At 67.6% G+C, this 22,588-nt stretch carries 18 protein-coding genes; 4 read left to right on the forward strand and 14 right to left on the reverse strand.

All coding sequences use genetic code 11. From position 1 onward, the window contains the following. The 6 genes from narJ to ACWEWT_RS24525 form a co-directional block, all read right to left on the reverse strand. Positions 1 to 772 (reverse strand): nitrate reductase molybdenum cofactor assembly chaperone (gene narJ, locus ACWEWT_RS24500; protein WP_452562291.1); only part of this gene is annotated, 772 nt, incomplete at its 3' end. Beyond that, entirely contained in the window at positions 769 to 2,448 is a 1,680-nt protein-coding gene (gene narH / locus ACWEWT_RS24505) for a nitrate reductase subunit beta (protein ID WP_452562407.1), read from the reverse strand. The genes narJ and narH, both read right to left, overlap by 4 nt. 102 nt (positions 2,449 to 2,550) lie before the next feature. Next, positions 2,551 to 3,699 carry an RNA-guided endonuclease InsQ/TnpB family protein gene (locus tag ACWEWT_RS24510; RefSeq protein ID WP_452562293.1) on the reverse strand — a complete coding sequence of 383 codons (1,149 nt, stop codon included), beginning with the start codon at positions 3,697 to 3,699 and terminating at the stop codon, positions 2,551 to 2,553. A gap of 143 nt (positions 3,700 to 3,842) precedes the next feature. Beyond that, complete coding sequence (locus tag ACWEWT_RS24515) at positions 3,843 to 7,538, reverse strand: nitrate reductase subunit alpha (protein ID WP_452562295.1); 3,696 nt, start codon at positions 7,536 to 7,538, stop codon at positions 3,843 to 3,845. 126 nt (positions 7,539 to 7,664) lie between these two features. Next, on the reverse strand, positions 7,665 to 7,808 hold the full coding sequence (locus ACWEWT_RS24520; RefSeq protein WP_452562297.1) for a hypothetical protein: 144 nt from the start codon (positions 7,806 to 7,808) through the stop codon (positions 7,665 to 7,667). A gap of 68 nt (positions 7,809 to 7,876) precedes the next feature. Beyond that, entirely contained in the window at positions 7,877 to 8,899 is a 1,023-nt protein-coding gene (locus tag ACWEWT_RS24525; protein ID WP_452562299.1) for an MFS transporter, read from the reverse strand. A gap of 301 nt (positions 8,900 to 9,200) precedes the next feature. On the opposite strand from ACWEWT_RS24525, the gene ACWEWT_RS24530 reads away from it, so the two are divergent. Both ACWEWT_RS24530 and ACWEWT_RS24535 read left to right on the forward strand, forming a co-directional pair. Further along, complete coding sequence (locus ACWEWT_RS24530) at positions 9,201 to 9,941, forward strand: RluA family pseudouridine synthase (protein WP_452562300.1); 741 nt, start codon at positions 9,201 to 9,203, stop codon at positions 9,939 to 9,941. Between the two features lie 287 nt (positions 9,942 to 10,228). Further along, positions 10,229 to 11,005 (forward strand): metallophosphoesterase, encoded by a 777-nt coding sequence (locus tag ACWEWT_RS24535; RefSeq protein WP_452562302.1) that lies wholly within the window; start codon positions 10,229 to 10,231, stop codon positions 11,003 to 11,005. A 6-nt stretch (positions 11,006 to 11,011) separates the two neighbouring features. Here ACWEWT_RS24535 and ACWEWT_RS24540 read toward each other — a convergent pair whose 3' ends face one another. Together ACWEWT_RS24540 and ACWEWT_RS24545 are read right to left on the reverse strand one after the other, a co-directional pair. Continuing rightward, positions 11,012 to 12,064 (reverse strand): AraC family transcriptional regulator, encoded by a 1,053-nt coding sequence (locus ACWEWT_RS24540; protein WP_452562303.1) that lies wholly within the window; start codon positions 12,062 to 12,064, stop codon positions 11,012 to 11,014. A 41-nt stretch (positions 12,065 to 12,105) separates the two neighbouring features. Further along, positions 12,106 to 13,020, reverse strand: coding sequence for a cation diffusion facilitator family transporter (locus tag ACWEWT_RS24545; RefSeq protein WP_452562304.1), 915 nt, complete (start codon positions 13,018 to 13,020; stop codon positions 12,106 to 12,108). A 254-nt stretch (positions 13,021 to 13,274) separates the two neighbouring features. Here ACWEWT_RS24545 and ACWEWT_RS24550 point away from each other — a divergent pair, with 254 nt between their 5' ends. Both ACWEWT_RS24550 and ACWEWT_RS24555 read left to right on the forward strand, forming a co-directional pair. Then, entirely contained in the window at positions 13,275 to 15,389 is a 2,115-nt protein-coding gene (locus ACWEWT_RS24550) for an ATP-binding cassette domain-containing protein (protein ID WP_452562408.1), read from the forward strand. Continuing rightward, positions 15,386 to 16,120, forward strand: coding sequence for a CbiQ family ECF transporter T component (locus ACWEWT_RS24555; RefSeq protein ID WP_452562306.1), 735 nt, complete (start codon positions 15,386 to 15,388; stop codon positions 16,118 to 16,120). The genes ACWEWT_RS24550 and ACWEWT_RS24555 overlap by 4 nt, the downstream gene beginning before the upstream one ends. Before the next feature lie 103 nt (positions 16,121 to 16,223). Here ACWEWT_RS24555 and ACWEWT_RS24560 read toward each other — a convergent pair whose 3' ends face one another. The 6 genes from ACWEWT_RS24560 to ACWEWT_RS24585 form a co-directional block, all read right to left on the reverse strand. Further along, complete coding sequence (locus tag ACWEWT_RS24560) at positions 16,224 to 16,406, reverse strand: antitoxin (RefSeq protein WP_058853851.1); 183 nt, start codon at positions 16,404 to 16,406, stop codon at positions 16,224 to 16,226. A gap of 86 nt (positions 16,407 to 16,492) precedes the next feature. Continuing rightward, positions 16,493 to 18,715, reverse strand: a complete 2,223-nt coding sequence (locus ACWEWT_RS24565; protein ID WP_452562308.1) for an ATP-dependent DNA ligase — start codon at positions 18,713 to 18,715, stop codon at positions 16,493 to 16,495. A gap of 47 nt (positions 18,716 to 18,762) precedes the next feature. Continuing rightward, entirely contained in the window at positions 18,763 to 19,002 is a 240-nt protein-coding gene (locus tag ACWEWT_RS24570; RefSeq protein WP_452562309.1) for an antitoxin, read from the reverse strand. Positions 19,003 to 19,036: 34 nt separating this feature from the next. Further along, entirely contained in the window at positions 19,037 to 20,182 is a 1,146-nt protein-coding gene (locus ACWEWT_RS24575; RefSeq protein ID WP_452562410.1) for an MBL fold metallo-hydrolase, read from the reverse strand. Further along, the gene (locus tag ACWEWT_RS24580) at positions 20,182 to 20,907 is read right to left on the reverse strand and encodes an enoyl-CoA hydratase (protein ID WP_452562310.1); all 726 of its coding nucleotides are present in this window, start codon (positions 20,905 to 20,907) and stop codon (positions 20,182 to 20,184) included. The genes ACWEWT_RS24575 and ACWEWT_RS24580 overlap by 1 nt, the downstream gene beginning before the upstream one ends. 734 nt (positions 20,908 to 21,641) lie before the next feature. After that, a complete protein-coding gene (locus ACWEWT_RS24585) occupies positions 21,642 to 22,499 on the reverse strand; it encodes an aldo/keto reductase (protein WP_452562312.1) in 858 nt (285 codons plus the stop codon). Between the last annotated feature and the right edge of the window lie 89 nt (positions 22,500 to 22,588).

Consider the following 22,588-nt stretch of genomic DNA (forward strand, 5'->3'; position numbering starts at 1 on the left):
GCGCCGCCTCCGGCGGCGCGGGTCGGGGCCCTATTAACCCCGGTTCTTCACTCCGCCGCTCAGTCGCTGCGCTCCTTCGCTCTGTCGCTCCAGAACCGGGGCGGGCCCCGACCTTGTCCGCGGACCGGGGCACGACCGGATCGGGAAGATACTGAGGTGGGGTGAACGGGGCGAGGCCCACGGCCTCCTCCGGTGGGCCTTCGGCGATGAGCCGGGCGACGGCGTCCTCTTCGGTGCCTACCAGGGCGGGCAGGGTCGCGGTGACCGATTCGAGGACATCGGCCCAGGGTGATCCGCCGGCGCGCAGACCCCGGCGCATCACTTCCAGGCCCGCCCGATGCTCGGTGAGCAGGCGTAACCCGGTTTCGGCGTTACCGGACGCGGCGAACTCCAGCACCACGGACAGATGGTCGGGCAGTTCTTCGTCGGAGAGCTGCAGCCCGGCTTCCCGGTACGCCTGTTTGAAACGCAGCAGCGCGACACCGCGTTTCCGGGTGTCACCGTAGGCGAAATAGGTGAGATAAGGGCTGAACCGCTTGCGGTGATCGAAGGTCTCCACGTACTCGGCGGCGAGTTCGAAGACCGAGCGGGTGCGCACATGGCCGAGGAACCGGGTGAGCGGAGCACCGACCGGCGGGGGCAGCGTCACCGCCACGGTGCCCAGCAGGTCCATGGTGCGCCGCAGGGATTCGTCGGGGTAGCCGAGCAGCAGCGACTGCACCTGCCAGGCGGCGGCGCGGGTGGCCGGGTCCAGCCCCTTCGTCGTCTTCATCGCGGCTCGCCCGTGTCGTCGGCTGCGGGAGCGTCCTCGGCAGGTGGGAACAACCCGTCGGGCACTTTCCCGTCCCAGTTGAGCAGGTTCACCCGGCCGCGCCCACCGACACCGGTCCCGGTATCCGCGGTCTGCCGGTTGCGCAGCATCCGGAAGTTCTCCACGGCGATGGGCGATACGCCGCCCGAATTCTCGCCGAACGGCCCGGAACCGGTCATCCCCGGACCGCCCTCGTAATCCAGACTGCATTCGGTGGCGAGCTCTTCCAGCCCGTGCGCGGATTCGGTATGCGCGGGCGGAATCACATAGCGCTCGTCGTATTTGGCCAGGGCGAGCAGCCGGAACATATCGTAGATCTGTTCACCGGTCATCCCGGCCGCCGCCGCGATACGTTCCTGGGGTGCACGGCCGAGATTGATATCGCGCATATAGCTGCGCATGGCGGCCAACCGGCGCAGTACGGCGTTCACCGGCCCGGGATCTCCCGCGGTGAACAATTGGGCGAGATAATCGACCGGTATACGCAACGCCTCGATCGCGGCGAAGAGATTGCCGTGGTCTTCGGCATCGTGACCGGTATCGCGGACGATATCGACCACCGGCGACAGCGGCGGGATGTACCAGACCATCGGCATGGTGCGGTATTCCGGATGCAGCGGCAGCGCGACCTTGTAGGTGTTGATCAGCGCATAGATCGGCGAGCGGTCGGCCGCTTCCACCCAGTCCCAGGGAATACCCGCGCGTTCGGCCTCCCGGCGCACCTCGGGGTCGGCGGGGTCCAGGAAAACCTCCCGCTGGGCTTCGTAGAGACCGTGTTCGTCCGGGGTGGCCGCGGCCTCCAGCACCTTGTCGGCGTCGTAGAGGACCAGGCCGATATAGCGCAGCCGGCCCACACAGGTTTCGGCGCAGACCGTCGGTAACCCGACCTCGACCCGCGGGAAGCAGAACGTACATTTCTCGGCTTTCCCGGTGCGGTGGTTGAAATAGACCTTCTTGTACGGACAGCCGGAGACACACATCCGCCAGCCCCGGCACCGGTCCTGGTCCACCAGGACGATCCCGTCCTCACTGCGTTTGTAGATCGCCCCGGAGGGGCACGACGCGGCGCAGGACGGATTCAGGCAGTGCTCGCAGATCCGCGGCAGATAGAACATGAAGGTCTGCTCGAATTCGAAACGTACCTTCTCGGCCAGTTTGCGCAGCAGGGGGTCGCGATCTCCGTATTCGGGCGCGCCACCGAGATCGTCGTCCCAGTTCGCCGACCATTCGATTTTCGTATCCTCGCCGGTGATCAGCGATTTCGGGCGGGCCACCGGCGTATGGCGCTGAGCGGGTGCGGTGGTGAGGTTCTCGTAGTCGTAGGTCCAGGGTTCGTAGTAGTCGCTCAGCTCGGGCAGAATCGGATTGCTGAAGATCGTGAACAATTTGCGCAACCGGCCGCCGCCCGCGAGCTGCAACCGGCCGCGCCGGTTCAGATCCCAGCCGCCGCGCCAGCGATCCTGATCCTCGTAGGTGCGCGGATACCCCTGCCCGGGCCGGGTCTCCACATTGTTGAACCACACGTACTCCACGCCCGACCGGTTCGTCCACGCCTGCTTACAGGTGACCGAACAGGTATGACAGCCGATGCATTTGTCGAGATTCATCACCATCGCCATCTGTGCCATCACCCGCATCATTGACGTCCTCCCCGCCCTGAAACCGAAGGGCGAAGATTCCTCCTGCGGTGCTCGTGCGCCGCTCCGGTGGGTTCCTGTTTCACAGGGGCTCGCTTCCCGCTAGGCGGAAAGACCGACAGCCCCTCCGCAGGCGTTTAACCTCTCGGCGCGTCCCGCCGCGAGGATATTGATTGCCGCGTTCAGATCACGGTCGTGTGTTGTGCCACATGTGCAAGCCCAGGTTCGGACATGCAATGGTTTCTTCCCCTCCAACGTCCCGCAAACAGAGCACAATCGAGTCGAAGGGAACCAACGATCCACCCTGCCGAAGGTCCGCCCATACCGGGTGGCTTTCTCTTCCAGCATGCGGGTGAACATGCCCCACCCGGCATCGTGCACCGATTTCGCCATGCGGGTGCGGGCCAGACCCTTCACGCACAAGTCCTCGACAAACACCGCTTGGTTGTCGCGGATAATCGCCATGGCATGCTTGTGCGCCCAATCTCGCCTGGTGTCGGCCACCCGGGCGTGAGCCTTGGCGACCCTGACCCGAGCCTTGGCCCGGTTCTTGGAGCCTTTCTCCTTGCGAGATAGGGCCTGTTGGGCTTTCTTCAACCGCCGCTCGGCCTGCCGCAGGAACCGCGGGGAAGCGATCGTTTTGCCGTTCGACATGACCGCGAATGTCGACAACCCGAGGTCGATACCCACTTCGCCATCCACCTCGGGCAGCGGTTCGGCGTCGACCTGGGCCACGAAAGAGGCGAAGTACCGGCCCGCCGCGTCGCAGATGACCGTGACCGACGACGGATCGGTGGGCAGCTTGCGCGACCACGCCACTTTGATATCGCCGATCTTCGGCAGGCGCAACTTCCCGCCCGTCGTAACCGCAAACCGAGAGTTCTTGGTGAACCGGATGGCCTGCCGGTTGTCCTTGCGGGACCGAAAACGCGGCACACCGACTCGCGCGCCTTTCCGTTTCCCGCTTATCGAAGCGAAGAAATTCCGGTACGCGGTGTTCAGATCGGCCAGCGCCTGCTGCAACACCACCGAAGACACTTCCGACAACCATGCACGCTCGGGAGCTTTTTTGGCCTCTGTCAACGCTTTTGACAGTTCCGCATCCTTGATAGGCGGCAGTCCGTTCGATCGCGCCTTTTCCCGTGCCGCTAGTGCGTCGTTGTACACTACCCGCGCGCACCCGAAAGCGCGGGCCAACGCTATTCGCTGACTCGGCGTCGGATAGACGCGGAAGTTGTACCGCAACTGCATATCTCGATATTACCGCAAAGGTCCGGCCACCGATTTCTCGGTGCGCGAACGGCGTGGGCCGGTTCAGAGCACACTCAGCCCTTGGCGGGCCTCCCGCGACCAGTTTCGCTACCTCCGTGAACGTCGACACACCAGCGGACATTTTAATAGCTCACCTCCTGGCTGCGACGACGGATCACGGTGACCTCGTCGCGTTGGTTACCGGTGGGTCCGAGATAGTTGAACGCGAAACTGAGCTGGGCGTAGCCGCCGATGAGATGGCTGGGCTTGACCAGTAACCGGGTCAGCGAATTGTGGATACCGCCGCGATGCCCGGACGTTTCGCTGATCGGCACATCGATGAGCCGGTCCTGCGCGTGGTACATGTACACCGTGCCGACCGGCATCCGGTGCGAGACCACGGCCCGCGCCACCACCACACCGTTGCGATTGACCGCCTCCACCCATTCGTTGTCGGCGACACCGATCGTGGCCGCGTCCCGGGGCGATATCCAGATATTGGGCCCGCCGCGCGACAGGCTCAGCATGAACAGGTTGTCCTGGTATTCGGAGTGGATGGACCATTTGCTGTGCGGGGTGAGATAGCGGACGGTGACACCCAGCTCCCCCGTCGAGCCCAGTACCGGTTCGCCGAACAGCGCGGCCATGTTCAGCGGCGGCCGGTACACCGGCAGCCCCTCGCCGAGTTCGGTCATCCAATCGTGGTCGAGATAGAAATGCTGACGGCCGGTGAGCGTATGCCAGGGTTTACGACGTTCGACATTGATCGTGAACGGCGAATACCGGCGGCCGCCCGTTTCCGACCCCGACCATTCCGGCGAGGTGATCACCGGAACCGGGGCGGCCTGGGTATCGGCGAAGGTGATCTGTTTGCCCTCGTGTTCGGCGGCCAGATCGGCGAGCCGGACCCCGGTGCGCTGTTCGAGGGTCCGGAACCCCTCCGTCGCCAGGCGGCCGTTGGTGGTGCCGGACAGGGCCAGGATCGCCTCACATGCCTGGATACCGCGTTGCAACGACGGCCGGCCGTCGGCCGGGCCACCGCGGATCACCCCGTTCTTGTGCCGTAGATATTCGACCTCGGGGCCGTAGTCGAAGGTGACACCCTTCGTGGTGCCGCCGAGTTTCTCCGCCAGCGGGCCCAACGCCCCCATCTTCGCCGCGATCGCACCGTAATCGCGTTCCACCACCACCAGTTTCGGCAAGGTCACCCCGGGCACCGGTTCGATATCGCCGGTCTTCCAGTCCGCGACCCGGCCGTGTGGTGTGGCGAGTTCGTCCGGGGTGTCGTGCAACAGCGGCACCGCCACCACATCCTTGCGCACCCCGAGTCGCGGACCGGCCAGTTCGCTGAACTTCTCCGCGATCGCCCGGAAGGCGTCCCAATCGGTGCGGGTCTGCCACGGCGGTGCGATGGCCGGATTGAACGAATGCACGAACGGGTGCATATCGGTGGTGTTCAGATCGTGCTTCTCGTACCAGGTCGCGGCGGGCAGCACGATATCGGAGAACAGCGTGGTGCTGGTCATCCGGAAATCCAGCGTCAGCAGCAGGTCGAGTTTTCCGCGCGGGGCGTCGGGCCGCCACACCACATCACGCGTGCGGGCCCCGGCCGGAGTCTGTTTGGCGCGCAACGAGGATTCGGTGCCCAGCAGATGTTCGAGGAAGTACTCGTTGCCCTTCGCCGAGGAACCCAGCAGATTGGCCCGCCACACACTCAGCACCCGGGGGAAGTTCTCGGGTGCGTCCGGGTCCTCGCAGGCGAAGCGCATCCGGCCGGAACGCAGTTCGGACACCACGTACCCGGCCAGCGACCCGCCCTCCGCTTCGGCGGCGTCGACCAGTTCCAGCGGGTTGCGGTCGAAGGTGGGATACGACGGCATCCAGCCCAGCCGCGCGGACTGCGCGATCACATCGGCGGTACTCATACCCGCCAACTGCCCGGTACCGGGCGTGGCCGAGAGTTTGTCCGCGCCGAACCAGTCGTAGCGGAACTGGTCGGAATGCAGGTACCAGAACGCGGTCTGGATCATCTGCCGCGGCGGTCGCGACCAGTCCAGCGCCGAGGCCAGCTGCGCCCATCCGGTGACCGGACGGCATTTCTCCTGTCCCACGTAATGCGCCCACCCACCGCCGTTCACGCCCTGGCAGCCGGTGAGCGTGGTCAGCGTGAGGAACGCGCGATAGATCGTGTCGGAGTGGAACCAGTGGTTGGTACCGGCGCCCATGATGATCATCGAGCGGCCGTGGCTCTCCTCGGCATTGGCCGCGAACTCACGTGCGATCCGCAGGGCCACCGAGGCCGGAACACCCGTGATCGATTCCTGCCAGGCCGGCGTGTAGGGCTGGGCGGGATCGTCGTAATCGATCGGCCACTGCCCCGGCAACCCCTGCCGGTGCACGCCGAACTGCGCCAGCATCAGGTCGAACACCGTGGTGACCAGATGACCGTTCACCCGGCGTACCGGCACACCGCGCAGCATCGTGGTGTCGTCCCCGCCCACGGCGTCGAACCGGGGCAGCCGCACCGGTACCGCGGTGCGGCCGAACACGGTCAGCTGCGGCACCACACCTTCGAGATCGAGATTCCAGTTCCCCTTCCCGCTTTCGCCGTAGCGATGGCCGACCGAACCGTTCGGGACGACCGGACGGCCGTCGGCGGCGAGCACCACGGTTTTGAACGCCGCGTTCTCCACCCCGGCGTATTGGTCGAGGTCGGCCGCGGTCAGGAATTTGCCCGCGCGATAGCCGTTCTCGGTCTCCTCCACCCGCACCAGGAAGGGCAGATCGGTGAACTGGCGAACATAGCTCGTGAAATAGGGCACCTCGCGTTCGACGAAGAACTCACGCAGCACCACATGCCCCATGGCCATGGCCAGGGCGCCGTCGGTACCGGGATGCGGGGCCAGCCATTCGTCGGCGAACTTCACATTGTCGGCGTAATCCGGGGAGACCGCGACGACCTTCTGCCCGCGATAGCGCGCCTCGGTCATCCAGTGCGCGTCCGGGGTGCGGGTCACCGGCAGATTCGACCCCCACATGATCAGATAGCCGGCGTCCCACCAGTCCCCCGATTCCGGGACATCGGTCTGATCGCCGAACACCTGCGGGGAAGCCACCGGCAGATCCGCGTACCAGTCGTAGAAGGACAGCATCGTCCCGCCCACCAGCGAGACGAACCGGGCGCCCGACGCGTGCGACACCATCGACATCGCCGGAATCGGCGAGAATCCCGCGATCCGGTCCGGCCCGTACCGGGCGATGGTGTGGATATGGGCGGCCGCGATCATCTCGGTCGCCTCTTCCCAGGTGGCCCGCACCAGACCGCCCTTACCGCGCGCGGATTTGTAGCGTCGCGCCGATTCGGGGTCCTCGACGATGGTCTCCCACGCGGTCACCGGATCGCCGGTCGCCACCTTCGCCGCCCGGTACATCTCCAGCAGCACGCCCCGGATATACGGATAACGCACCCGGGTGGGCGAATAGGTGTACCAGGAGAACGCCGCGCCCCGGGGACATCCGCGCGGCTCGTACTCGGGTTTGTCCGGACCCACCGACGGATAGTCGGTCTGCTGGGTCTCCCAGGTGATGATCCCGTCCTTCACATAGATCTTCCAGGAGCACGACCCGGTGCAGTTCACCCCGTGCGTGGACCGCACCACCTTGTCGTGACTCCAGCGATCCCGGTAGAACTCGTCCGCCTGCCGCCCACCGACCTCGAACATCGAACGCCGATCCGCGGAGACCTCCGCCCGGGTGAAGAACCGCCGGGTACCCACCAGCGCGTCGGCCAGCCCGTCATCGAGCCCCACTTCCCTGGAGCCGCGGCGTCCGTGCCTCATAACCCGTCCTTCGATGCGGATACGTGCGGCCGGCGGCGGCCGGAGCGAAGGCGGAGATATGGCATCGGATGGAGCCTCCCTCGAATCGGATACATCAGGCGAAGGCGGAGAGGTCGCAGTACCGGATCAGGTCTGATTGTGTTCCACCTGCTGCCGGACGACTATCAGCGTGAACAGCAGCGCGACCAGAGCGACCACCGCGAGCGCCAGCAGCCCCGGCCCGTAGTCGTCGGTGGTCTCGTAGATGGCTCCCATCACCAGCGGCGGCACGAATCCGCCCAGCCCACCGGCCGCCCCGACGAACCCGGTGACCGCCCCGACCTTGCCCGCCGGCGCGATCAGGGCGACCAGCGCGAAGGTGGCACCACTGCCGGCGCCCAGCGCGGCGGCCAGCGCAAGAAACGCGAGAGTGCCGAGCGGTGCGAGATCGGGGTCGTGGCCTGGACGGAGGCCGCGATCACGACGACACACAGCGTGGTCGCGAGGACGGTCGGCGCGTCGAACCGATCCGCCAGCCAGCCGCCGACCGGTCGCATGACCACCGCGAGCAGCACGAATCCGGCCATCCGGTTGGCCGCGTCGGTCTGCGAGAGGTCGTAGGCGGTGCGCAGATAGGAGGGCAGATATACGGAGAACGCCACGAAACCACCGAAGGAGACCGCGTACAGCGCCGAAGCAGCCCAGGTCGCCGGCAATCGCACTGTCTGGTTCAGCCGGGCCGTGATCGATTCGGTGGGTGGTGTGCGGCCGGGGGCATCCCGCAGCAGGTACCAGGCGGCGACCGCGTAGATCACCAGTGCCAGCGCGCACAGCAGAAAAGGTGTGGCGGTATTGCCCGCGTCCACCAGGCGCACCGTGGTCAGGGCGCTGATCGCGGTACCGCCCATACCCATGCCGTACACACCGATCGCCAGCCCCTGCTTCTCCGGCGGGAACCACGCGCTCACGAACGGCACCCCGACCGCGAACACCGTGCCGCCGACCCCGAGGAAGAACCCACCGATCAGCAGCGCCGCCAGCGCCGAATGCCCGACCAGCCCCAGGAACAGCACCGGAACCACGGTGATCAGCGAGACCACCGGGAACATCAGTCGCCCGCCGTACCGGTCGGCCAGCGCGCCGATCGGTATCCGCCCCAGCGAACCCACGACCACCGGAACGGCGACCACCAGCGATTCCTGGAAGGAATTCAGTCCGAGATCGTCGCGGAACCGCGGCGCCAGCGGACTGAGCAGAGCCCAGGCCCAGAAATTGAGGGCGAATCCCACCGTGGCCAGGATCAGCATCAGGGTGCGCCCGCCGGCCACGACATTGTCATCGGCCGTGGCTCGGCCGGGGTTCAGCGGAGTCGAAGAGGCCACCAATCACTCCTGGGAGATCGGTCCGGCTGGCTCGCGCGCCCGGTGGACACCTGGTCCACGACGCTCGATGGGCGATTCGGTCGTCGAACGCGGCCGGAAAGGCGAACCCTTCCCGAACCGCCGTAGTGCGATATCACTGGTTCACGGCCGTACGTCCGCCATTGTGCCTCTACCGGCCCCGACTCGCGGCCCACCCGGGATCTCGGGAGTTTCGTGATATCACCGGTACCGCGCATTCGCTCCGGCCGTACCCGTCCACACCCGGGCAGGCGGCGGACGGTGCTGGGCCTACGCTCGACCGGTGGATATCGACTGGCCCGAGCTGCGCGCCCGCAGCCTGCTCCTCGAGGACGAGGCGATTCTGGCCCTGAACAAACCGGCCGGGATCTCGGTCACCGGGGAACGCCACGATATCGACATCGTGGCGGCCGCCGAAACGTACGGCGAGAAGCTGTACCCGGTGCACCGGATCGACAAGGTGACCTCCGGGCTCATCCTGTTCGCCCGGGACCTGGCCGCGCACGGCCCGCTGACCCGCCAGTTCAACAAGCAGACCGCCGAGAAGGTCTATCTCGCGATCGTCGCCACCGGCTCCCCGGAACTCCCCGGATCCGGAACCATCGAACTCCCGCTCAGTGTCGGCCGCAAGAACCGCGTCCGGGTCGCCGCTCCCCGGGAAACCATCCGGCGCGACGGCGACCGCTGGTCCGTCGCCGAATCCGATCTGCTGAACACCAAGAACTATCCCTCGACCACCGAATTCACCGTGCTGGCCCGCCACCGGGACCACACCGTCGTCGTACTGCGCCCGATCACCGGCCGCCGCCATCAACTGCGGGTACATCTGGCCTGGATCGGCCACCCGATCGTGGGCGACCCGCTGTTCGAACGCTCCGGCACGTTCCCGCGCGCCCATCTGCATTCGTGGCGCCTGGGCCTGGCCGCCGAACGGCGTCCCGGCGGCAGGCTGGACCTGGAGGCCCCGCCCGACGCGGACTTCTGGTCGCCACTGCCGGGCCCGCCGCCCGCGCTGCCCGGGTGATCACCCGCAACCGGGGAGGTCACGGCCACATCTCGCGTCGTCGCCGTCGTCCGGTGTCCTCGCTCATATCCACGCTCTGCACACCGGTCACCTCCCCTAAGCTGGTGCACAGACCCAACACCGGATCGGGACCCCACGCGGTGTCGAGTCTTACGAGACCCTGAAAGGGGCGCGGTCGTCCCGCCGTCCGGCTTCCGAAGCGTATCTGCCGCGGGGGTGCGGGCGGACGGCGGAGATCGGGACCACGCCCCGCGCGCAGTGGCGCGCAATTGGACGCAGGAGGTCCGATGATCCTGGTGGCTCAGGTCAGCGATACACATTTCGATCTCGGCACCCGTAACGCCGAACGCGCGCAACGGGTCATGGCCTACCTCGCGGATCTGCGCCGCCGACCCGATGTGATCGTGGTGACCGGCGATATCACCGATTCCGGGAAACCGGACGAGTACGCCGAGGCACGGTCGGCACTCCAGGCCGATCTGCCGGTTCTCACGATTCCGGGCAATCACGACGAACGCGCCGCGTTCCGTGAAGTGATGCTGGGCACCGCACCGCTGGACGACCCCGTCAATCACGTCCACCGGATCGGTGGCCTGACATTGATCCTGCTGGATTCCAGCGTCCCCGGTCAGTCGGGCGGACGGCTGACCGACGAGACCTACGACTGGTTGCACAGCACCCTTGCCGAGACCTCCGCCGACGACGCCGTGCTGCTGGCGCTGCACCATCCACCGGTTTTCCTGCACAGCCCGATCGTGGATTCCATCGCCCTGGCCGGCCCCGAGCGACTGGCCGCCGTGATCGCCGGGGACGAGCGGATCATCGGAACTCTGGCCGGGCACGCGCATACCGCGGCGGTCGCCACATTCGCCGGACGCCCACTGCTCATGGGCCCGAGTACCGCGTCGGTGCTGGGCGGGGAATGGGAGCTCGCGCCGCCCGAGCGGGTGATGGACTACGCACCGGATCCGGCGGTCGCGTTGCACGTGGTCGACGACGACCACCGGCTGATCACGCATTTCCGCACGGTCCCGATGGGCGGCTGGATCGGTACTCCGTTCTGATCGGTGTCAGTACCGGCCGGCGCGGGCGCGGCGATAGGCCGCGGGCGTACCGCCTGTCCAGCGCCGGAAGGCGTAGATGAAGGTCGAGGCCTCCGCGTAGCCGAGCCGGATCGCCACATCGCTCACCGACAGTGGTGTCGTGGTCAGCATCTCCTCCGCCAGGGCCTGGCGTACCTCGTCGAGCAGCGCGCGGTAGCTGGTACCGGCCGCGTCGAGATGGCGGCGCAGGGTGCGGGTACTCATGTTCAGATCGGCGGCGACGGTATCGATACCGGGTGGCGCGGCGAGACCGTCCAGCCCGCCGCGCGGTACCAGCCGGGCCCGCACCTCCGCGGCGATTCCGGTCCGTGCCCGCCGCCGGTGCACCAGGTCCCGGCACTGGGCCAGGCAGATGGCCAGGGTGTGCTCGTTGGCCTGCGGCAGCGGCTGATCCAGGATCGCCGGATCGATCGCCACCAGATTGTGCGGCTGCCCGAAGCGGGGCGGGGCCACGGTCACCTCGGCGATGAGATCGGCGTAGGACGGTTCGGGGAACCGGAATTCGGCCCGCAGCAGGGCCAGATGGCGGCCGAGCAGATCGCTCATCACCTGGTGCATAGCGGTCACGTCGCGTTCCACCAGGAACTGGCGGACGTCGGCGGGTACCGATTCGTCGTGGATGCGGCCGATGAATTCCCCGTGCTCCCACTGGGTCACCGGCAGGCAGAAGGTGAAGCTCAGTTCGAGATAGCGCAGCGCGAAATCGATGGCCTCGGCCAGGGTGGGGCTGCTGACGCAGGCGAATCCGAAGATCCCGAAGGTGGTGATGCGGTAGCGCCGGCCCAGTTCGATCCCCATTCCGGGGCGGTCCAGTTCACGGACCAGATTGCGCACCACCGCGAGTTCGGTGTGCGCGTCGATCTGGGCATCCGGGTCGTGCAGCCGGGCTTCGGTGAGATCGGTACCGCGTAGCAGCGCCGTCGTGGGGACACCGTGCTCGGCGCCGTATCCGGCCATGAGCGCGACACTGGCGACTCCCCGTGGGAAGTCCCAGTCCCGGATCGACGGACGCTGCACCATGCCGCCATTATGGCCGGATATCTCGATTGTTCATGACGGGGTCACCAGGACAGCTCCGCACAGCGGCGGGCGGTATCGGTGGTCTCGATCTGGAGGGTCGCGTGCTGGATATGGAAACGGTCGGCCAGCAGCCGCTGGGCCGCGCGCAGGATCTCGTCCCCCGAATCGGAGCCCGTGGTGGTGATATGGGCCGAGGCGACCTCCATCCCCGAAGTCAGCGTCCAGACGTGCAGATCGTGGACATCGCAGACGCCGGGGACGGCGGCCAGTTCGTCGGCCACCTTCTCGACGTCGAGTTCTTCGGGGCTGTGCTGGAACAGGATGCGCAGCGACCGCCGGGCCAGCAGATAGGTCCGGGGCAGGACCCAGAGGCCGATCGCGACGCCGACGATCATATCGGCGTAGAGCCAGCCGGTGGTCAGCGTGATCACGGCGGATACCAGCACGCCGAACGATCCGACCATATCGGCCAGTACCTCGAGATAGGCCCCGCGCACATTGAGGCTCTCCGCGGCGCCGCGGCGCAGCAGCAGGAAGGCCACGATATTGGCCACCAGGCCGACCGCGCCCGCGGCCAGTACCGGACCGCCGGGCACCTCCGGCGGCTCCCCGAACCGGCGCACGGCCTCGATCAGTACGTATCCGGCGACCGCGAACAGCAGTACCGCGTTGGCGAGCGCGGCGATCACCTCGGCGCGGTAGTAGCCGAAGGTGCGGGTATAGCTCGGACGGGTGTTGCGGGCGAGCATGATCGCCGACAGCGCCATGGCGATACCCACGACATCGGTGAGCATATGAGCGGCATCCGACAGCAGCGCCAGCGAGCCGGTGACCAGCGCGACCACCACTTCGACCAGCATGAATCCCACGCCGATGGCCAGCGCCAGCGCCAGTCGGCCGACATACTTCCCGGAAGCACTCTCCGGTGATACGTGATGCGTATGATCATGTCCCACCCGACAAACATATGCGTCAATGCGCATGCTTGCAATACCTTCGATTCGCGCCCACCGTCCCGGCTGGCAGACTTGAGTTCGTGAGTGACCCCTCCGCAGCCACCCGCCCCGGCGAACCGGACCGAGGCGCCGGCGAACCCGGCGGAACCGCGCTCGGCGCGCCCGAGTACGGCCCGCCACCGGGCGGGAACACGCGCGACACCGCGTCGCGGGAGTCCGGGCACCATCCGGCGCCCACCGGGTCCGACACCGCATTGCGACCGATCGAACTCGCCACCGGCGCGGTACTGGGCGGTGTCACCGTCGGACTGGTGACCATCGGGACCGTCGTCCCCTTCGCCGCCGCGCTCCAACTCGTCGCGGCGGTACCCATGGGTCTGCTCGCCCACCGCTACCGCTTCCGCACCGTGCTCACCGCCTCGGTATCGGCAGCCCTGGTCACCTTCGTTGCGGCCGGGCTCACCGCCGCCATGGCGATGGTCGCCACCGCCACCATCGGCGGCATCGTCGGCACGGTCAAACGCCGCCACGGCGGCCTCGTCGCGGTCACCGGGTGGTCGATTCTCGCGGGCGTCGCCTGGGGCGCGTTCTCGATCGGGTTCCTGCTGGCGTTCTCCGCGACCCGCAATCTGCTCTTCGACACCGTCCGCAACACCGCCACCGGCCTGAACGAACTCACCTCCCGCCAGCAGCACCTGGCCCCGCTGGGCCGCGGCGTACTGCAGCTCACCGATACCGTGCTGCAGTGGTGGTGGGTCTATATCGGCAGCACCGTCATGGTCGGGACCGTGGTCACCGCCCTGGTCTCCTGGTTCGTCCTCGGTTCGGTCCTGGACCGGCTCACCTGGCTGCCCGGCACCGACCGGCTCGACGCGCCCGCCGACCACCGCCCGATCGCACCGCTACCGGTGACCCTGCGCGCGGCCGGATACCGGTACCCGGGCGCCCCCGCGGACGCGCTGACCGATATCGATCTGCGAGTCGCGGTCGGTGAATTCGTCGCGGTGGTCGGGCACAACGGTTCGGGCAAATCGACCCTCACCCGGCTGCTGGCCGGACTACCGCCCAGCAGCGGCACGGTCGACCGGCCCGGTTCCGCCGGACTGGGCCATCTCGGCGGTACCGCACTGGTCCTCCAGCGACCGGAGAGCCAGACACTCGGCGTCCTGGTCGCCGACGATGTCGTCTGGGGTCTACCGGCCCCGCTGGCGGCCGAAGTCGATATCGACGCGCTACTGCACGAGGTCGGCCTGGACGGGATGGGTGGCCGGGAAACGGCGACCCTGTCCGGCGGCCAGCAGCAGCGCCTGGCGGTCGCGGCGGCCCTCGCCCGTCGGCCGGCCCTGCTCATCGCCGACGAAGCGACCTCGATGATCGACCCCGACGGTCGCCGCGAACTGGTGACTCTGCTCGCCGAACTCCCGAAACGGCACACCATGGCGGTGGTGCTGGTGACCCATCACGAAGCCGACGCCGCCGCCGCCGACCGCGTCGTACATCTGGCCGCGGGCCGGATGGTCGGCCGGCTGCCCGCCTGGCCGAAACCGGTCCGGGCGCACCGCCGCCGTCCCATGGGCGACACACTGCTCGAACTGCGCGGGGTCCGGCACACCTACAACCGCGGCACACCGTGGGAGGCTCCCGCACTACACGGGGTCGATCTGTCGGTGCGACGCGGCGAGGCCCTGCTGGTCGTCGGCGGGAACGGATCCGGGAAATCGACGCTGGCCTGGATCATGGCCGGACTCATCGCACCCAGCACCGGGCGGTGCGAGCTCGCGGGCAGAGCGGTCAGCAAACAGATCGGCCGGGTGGAACTGGCCTTCCAGCATTCGCGACTGCAGTTGCAGCGGCACACCGTCGGCGAGGAAGTCGCCGACTGGGGCGGCGAGGGCACCGGATCGGGCACCGTGGGCAAGGCGCTCGACGCCGTCGGACTGGACCGCGCCCTGACCACCCGGTCCATCGAAGAACTCAGTGGTGGCCAGGCGAAGCGGGTGGTGCTGGCGGCCATCGTCGCCGCTCATCCGCAGGTGGTCGTCCTGGACGAACCGCTGGCCGGGCTGGACCCGGAGGGCCGCGCCGATATCGTCGAACTGCTGGCCCGCCTCCGTGATTCGGGACTCACGCTGATCGTCATCTCACACGATGTCGAGGATGTGGCCGCCATCTGCGACCGCACCGTCCACCTGCGTGCGGGCCGGATCCCGGAAACCGAGGCCGCACCGGTCACCGCCCCCGGGACGGAGGCCGATACCGCGCCCATTCCACCCGTCCCACCCGGTCCGGCGCACCACCCGGCCCCGGGCCCCGCCTGGCGGTTACGCGGCGGCGACGCCCACGGTATCGACCACGGAGGTACGCGATGAGCACGGTGCTGCTGCGCCGGGTCCCGGTGACCAGCCCGGTCCACAATCTGTGGGCCGGTACCAAGATGATCGCCGCGTTCCTGATCAGTTTGCTGCTGATGGTCCTGCCGAGCTGGCCGATCCTCGGCATCATGATCGTGTTCCTGATCGCGATCGGTCTCGTGGCACGGCTACCGCTCGGCGTGCTGCCGCGGCTGCCGTTCCTGTTCTGGCTGCTGATCGGATTGGGCGCGCTGATCAATGTGCCCGTCGGTGGTGCCGCCGTACTGCGCTACGCGCAGGTGGTGGTGTTCGGGCTGATCCTGGTGGCGGCGTCCATGCTCATCGCCTGGACCACCCCCATGAGCGAAATCGCACCCGCGCTCGCCACTCTCGGTCGCCCGTTGCGCAGACTGCGCGTTCCGGTGGACGAACTGGCAGTGGTGGTCGCCCTCACCCTGCGCGGGCTACCGCTGCTGCTGGAGGAGATCCGTATTCTGCGCGCCGCCCGCCGGCTACGTCCCAAACCCGATCTGCTGCACCGCACCACCGATCCGGTGATCGATATCCTCACCGCCGCCATGGCGGTATCCACCCGGCGCGCCGGGGAGTTGGGCGAAGCCATCACGGCACGGGGCGGGACGGGGCAGCTGACCGCCCGCCCGGCCACTCCCGGCCGCACCGACGCCCTGGCCCTGGCAGTGGTGGTAGCGGTCTGCGCCGGAGCGCTCACCGCCGAACTACTGATCTGACCCGCGCGGCGCCGAGCCTACTGGGGCGACCGCACACAACGTGCGATATCGTGCGGTCCCCCGTAGTGATGTGATGCCGCCGGCCCCGGCGGTTCGCCCGCGATCACTTCTTCTGGTCGCGCACCGCTTTCCGCGCCGCTTCCTGGGCCTTGTCCACCTGCCCCGCGTACTTACCGCCGGTCTTCTTGTCGACCGCGTCGCCGACCTTCTCGATCAGCGGGTCCACCTTGTCGGCGTTCTTGCGTGCCAAACCCAGTGCCTTGTTCGCCAAGCCCTTGAAATCCACCGTCTACTCCTTGTCCCGAACTCGCTCGAGCATCACAGTACCCAGCGAATTCGGGACACGGGGCGCATCCCGGACAGCGACGGCGCTCACAGTTCGCCCAGCCAAGCCGGATGCCAGAGCCGGCCGGTCTCGGTCCAATCCATATACCGCACAGTGCCTTCGACCCTCGGCGTCACCCAGATCGCGTCGCGGCGTTCGTCGGCGGACATATCGTCGGTGAACGGGCTGGTCTTCCGTTCCAGGCGGTGCAGCCGGGTCGCCAGCTCGCGCATACTCGCATCGCCGAAACCCGTGCCCACCCGGCCCGCGTACACCAGGCCGTCTGCGGCCGGGATGCCCACCAGCAGCGATGCGAACGGCCGGGCCCGGCTGCGCCGCATCCCGCCGACCACCACCCGCTGAGTCCGCCAGTTGCGCTGTTTCACCCAGGCGTGGCCGCGGGTCCCGGGCAGGTACACCGAATCCAGCCGTTTGGCGACCACCCCTTCCACGCCGTCCTGTTCGCTCTGTCGCACCGCGTCCGCCCCGCTGCCCGCGTAGGGTGGCGGTACCCACAGCGCGGGCGCGGTGGCGGCCAGCGCCGCCAGGACCCGGCGACGGTCGCTGTAGCGTTTGCGCAACAGCGAGGTGCCGTCGAGGTAGAGCAGATCGAACGCCACGAATTCCGCGCGCCGCGGGTTCGCCTTCAGCAGCGCGATATTCACCGCGCCGCCGGGATCACGGACGATGATCTCTCCGTCCAGCACCACCTGATGGGTTGCCAGCTCGGCGGCCAGTTCGGCGAGCTGGGGATAGTGGGTGGTGACATCGTTGCCCGCACGGCTGCGCAACCGCATTGTCCCGGAGTCGATCTCCACAATGAGCCGGAAGCCGTCCCATTTGCGTTCGAAGACCCATTCCGATTCCGGTAGTCCGGCCACCTCGCCGGTCGTCGCCAGCATGGGTTTCAGTCCACGCGGCAGATCGCCCGCGGGAGCGGGCCGATCCTTCATCAGATGCATGAGCCACTGATCGCCCTCGGTACGGATCAGCGCGTACCGGCCGTCGAGCCGGTTACCGCGCAGGACCACGATCACCTCGTCGTCCCGCCATTTCTCGGCCCGGTAGGTGCCGGTATCCCAGATCGACATCTCGCCGCCGCCGTACTCACCGGCCGGGATCGTGCCGTGGAAATCCAGATACTCCAGCGGATGGTCCTCGGTATGCACAGCGAGCCGGTTCTGCCGGGAATCCTCCGGTGGCCCCTTGGGTACCGCCCACGAGACCAGGACGCCGTCGCGTTCCAGCCGGACATCCCAGTGCAGCCGGCGCGCGTGGTGCTCGTGCACGACGAACCGGTCGCCGGCGCCGGAGCGCGGTGGCGCGGCGGGCACCGGTTCGGGGGTCCGCGCCGGATCCCGCATGGACCGGTACTTCGTCAGGGCGTCGTCGAGCGGCGGATCGAGACCCGCGAGCAGATCACCGTCGGACCGGTATCGGCGCAGCACCTCCTCGAATCGCAGCTGCCGCAGATTCGCGCCGTCCGCGATCTCGTCCCAGCTGCGCGGCGCCGCCGCGTTCGGTTCGGCCCGGCCACGCAGCGAATACGGTGCGATCGTCGTCTTCGCCGGATTGTTCTGGCTCCAGTCCAGGAACACCTTGCCGGCGCGGACCTTCTTCGCCATGGTGGCCGTCACCAGGTCGGGTAGCAGTTTCTCCAGGTTCTCGGCCACCTGTTTGGCCACCGTCGAGGCCCCGCCCGGACTCAACGTCCGATCCAGCGGAACATAGAGATGGATACCTTTGCTACCGCTGGTCAGCGGGTAGGCGCGCATACCGATCTGGCCGACCATATCCCGGATCCCGAGCGCGACCCGCGCGCATTCGGCCAGACCGGCACCCGGGCCGGGATCGAGATCGAACACCAGCCGCGTCGCCGGACCAGGCTCGTCGCCGTCGAAGCGCCACTGCGGCACATGGATCTCCAGCGCCGCCTGCTGACCCAGCCAGACCAGTCCCGCTTGAGAGGAGATGACGGGGTAGGTCACCTCGCGGCCGGAATGCCGCTGCGTGCGGCGCGGCACCCAGGACGGGGTGCCGGCGGGGAGATTCTTCTCGAAGAACGACGATGCGGCCACCCCGTCCGGCCAGCGTTTACGGGTGACCGGACGACCGGCCAGATGCGGCAGCATGGCCGGGGCTATCTCGGCGTAGTACTCGATCACCGCACCTTTGGTGGTGCCGGTGTCCGGATACAGCACTTTGTCCGGGTTGCTCAGCCGGACTTCGATATCCGGCTGCCCGGGTTCACCTCCGAAACTCCGGGGCACCCCGGATCACGTCCGGGGGCCAACAACCCCGTTCGCTGGTATTCGGATCACGGACGCGGATCCGGTCCCGGTCCGCCGGGCTGCCCGGGACCGCCCGGCTGCTCCGGCGGGACCACCTTGCGGGCGGCCTCCTTACCCTTCTGGATCTTGTCCGAATACTTGCCCTTGGTCTTCTCGTCGAGGAAATCCCCGGCCTTGTCCACGGCCTGGTTGATCTTGTCCGAGTTCTTGGCGGCTGTTTCCTGCCCCTTGCCGACCAGATTCTTCAGGTTGTCCATCAAGCTCATAGCCGATTCCTTCCCTGTCACCGTGCGGAAGTGTTCACTCCATATCTTCCCACCACCGGCGCCCCGGCGGGAGGTCACGAATATCGAGCCGCTGACCGGGCAGCGGCACCGCGATCTCGGTATCCGCCGCCGCGGCCGCGTCCACCAGGCGGCGGACCGGTTCGGCCCAGGGATGGGGTGCGAGGTTGAACGTCGCCCAGTGGATCGGTACCAGCACACCGTGCTCCGGCTCGCCGAGGCAGAGGTCGGCGTGGGCGCGCACCGCTTCCTCCGGGTTCATGTGGATATCGGCCCAGTGCGAGTCGTAGGCGCCGATCGGCAGCAGGGTCAGATCGAACGGACCCCACTGCGCTCCGGTCGCCGCGAACGCCTTGGTGAAGCCGGTATCGCCACCGAAATACGCCCGGTGTTCCGGGCCCACGAGCGCCCAGCCGGCCCAGAGGGTGGTGTTGCGGACGAGGCCGCGGCCCGAGAAGTGCCGGGCCTCGGCACAGACGACGGTGAGTTCGGGACGGTCGTCACCGGGGGTGGACAGCGAATACGCGCAGCCCCAATCCAGTTCGACGATCCGGTCCTCCGGTACGCCCCAGTGCCGCAGATGCGCGCCGACCCCGATAGGCACCACGAAAACCGCCTGCTGGGTGCGCACCAGGGTGGTGATGGTGGCGGAGTCGAGATGGTCGTAGTGGTCGTGCGAGATGATCACGGCGTCCACCCGCGGCAGCGCGTCCAGGGCGACCGGCACCGGATGGATCCGGGACGGGCCGACCAGCCGGGACGGCGAGACCCGCTCGCTCCACACCGGGTCGGCGAGCACCCGGTACCCGTCGACCTCGATCAGCGCGCTGGCATGCCCGTACCAGGTGACCGCGAGGTCGGCGGCCGCGTCCGGCTGTTCGGGTTCGGCCAGCGGTACCGCGCTCTTCGGGCGGCCCGCCCGCATACCGGCCACCATCGACAGCAGACCGGTCGGATTGTCACGCACGATGATCGGCGACGCCGGTTCGGTGTTGTGGAACTGGCGGTCGCGGTAGCTGCGAGCCCCGGTGGCGGTGGGCGCGATCGCGGAGACCGAAGCTCCGAGCGCGGCCGGTAACCCGTCCAGGGCCCGCGCCACCCAGCCGAATACGGTCATTCCGGCCAGACCGGCCGCGGCCGCGGCGACAGCACGTGGCCTCATCATTCGCCCACGAACTTGGCCGGACGCTTCTCCTGCCGGGCGTTCCTGCCCTCTTCGGCATCCGCGCTGGACCATGCCGCCGCCAATGCGGCCTGCTGTTCGTTGTTGGCCGGTTCCCGGGTGCCGTCGTCGTTGAGTTCCAGTTTCAGATGGCGTAGCGACAGCGGCGCCAGTTCGGCAATGGACTTCGCCCAGCCCTGGGCATCGGCCGCGGTGCCGAGCCGATTGGCGAAACCGAAGGTGTAGGCGTCGGATGCCGAGATCGGCTCGGCACCGAGCAGTACGGTCCGGGCCGGACCGCCACCGATCAGCGAGACCAGCCGGCGGGTGGTCCAGCGGTCTACGGAGATACCGAGTTTCGCGGCCGGTATGGCGAGGTAGGAGTCCTGGGCCATGACCCGCAGATCGGCCGCCATCGCGAGCTGCACACCCGCGCCGAGCGCGGGACCGTTCAACGCGGCGATCACGGGGACCGGCATGGCCTCGACCTCGTGCAGCATATCGAGCAGGGCGTCGAGGAATTCGGTGGAATACACACCGTCCAGATCCGCCCCCGCGCTGAACACCGGGCCGCGACCCGTTATCACGACGACCCGGGAGTCACGGCGGGCATTGGACAGCGCTTCCCGGAGCTGGATGACCAGATCCAGGTTCAGCGCGTTACGCCGCTCTTCGCGCTGTAATTCGATAGTGACGACATCGCCGTCACGGCTGACCCCGAGCATGTTTGTCCTTCCCCGCTGAACGAATACCGATACAAACGGCCGATAACAATGCGTTACTGCCCACTCTGCCACAGGAGCATGACCGGCCCCGGAAGGCTCGAGGGCCCGATCTCGGCGTCGGGAGACCGTCCCGTTCGCGGACACCACCCCCCGGGCGATCGGTATCCGCGGACGGGCCCGGTTCCGGAGTACGCGCTGTCGACCGCCCACAGACCGGCAACCAGTGAACACCTACGAACGCCGTGAACCCACCCGGCCCGTCGAGGCGCACCGCACAACACAGCTTGCGTCTGCACCGGACGGCCGGCCATCCGCAGGTGGAGCCCATACCGGTTCCAGTACGCAGCCGACCGCCTACAGACCGGCAGCCGATGAGCACCTACAAATGCCGTGAACCCACCCGCCCAGTCGAGGCACACCCCACACACAACTTGCGTCTACTCCGGACGGCCGGCCATCCGCAGGTGGAGCCCATACCGGTTCCAGTACGCAGCCGACCGCCTACAGACCGGCAGCCGATGAGCACCTACAAATGCCGTGCGCCCACCCAGCCCGTAGAGGCGCCACACTCCACAACCTTCCACCCACTCCGGATGGGTCTACCTTCAGCGGTGGGGCCCGCCCCGGTTCTGGAGCGACGTAGCGAAGGAGCGCAGCGACTGAGCGAAGGAGTGAAGACCCGGGGTTGATAGGGCCCCACCCCGCGGCGCCGAAGGCGCCGCCGATAACACAGCTCAGTTCTCCAGGCCCACCGCGAAGGTGTTCGGGTCGGCACCGGTGCGTGTTCCGGTGTCCAGGTCCGAGATCGCCTGCATCTGCTCGGCCGACAGTTCGAACCCGAGGATGTCGAAGTTCTCCACGATCCGGGCGGGTGTGACGGATTTCGGGATCACCACATTGCCGAGTTGCAGATGCCAGCGGATGATCACCTGCGCCGGGCTGCGGTCCACCTCGGTGGCGATCCGGGTGATCACCGGATCGCCGAGCAGCGCGCCCTGTCCCAGTGGACTCCATGCCTCGGTGGCGATGGCGTGTTCCGCGTGGTAGTCGCGTAATTCGAGCTGGGCCAGTCCGGGATGTAACTCGATCTGGTTGACCGAGGGGGTTTCCCCGGTTTCGGCGATGAGCCGGTCCAGATCGGGAATCCGGAAGTTGGAGACACCGATGGAACGGACCCGCCCGTCCGCCTTCAGCCGCTGGAACGCGCGGAAGGTGTCCACGAAGCGATCGGCGGACGGCACCGGCCAGTGGATGAGGTAGAGGTCCAGGTAGTCCAGTCCCAGCCGCTGCAGACTCGCGTCGAACGCGCGCAGGGTGGAGTCGTAGCCCTGGTCGGAGTTCCATAGTTTCGTCGTGACGAAGACCTCGTCGCGGGGTAGTCCGAAGTGCCGGATGGCACGTCCGGTGCCTTCCTCGTTTCCATAGATCGCCGCGGTGTCGATACTGCGGTAACCCGCGTCCAGCGCGGCGGTGACAGTGTCGAACACCTGGTCCTCCGGTACCTGGAACACCCCGAAGCCCAGTTGCGGGATCAGGCTCCCGTCGTTCAACACGATCGGAGGCACTACGCCCGTCTCACGTCTAGTGGTCACCGCCTCGACGGTAGAAGCGCTTCGGCGGCAGGTCAACGAACGCGCGGTCCGTGTCCGGCCGGCTTCCGAAGACGCAATCATTTGACAAA

The organism is Nocardia sp. NPDC003963 (assembly GCF_053605105.1).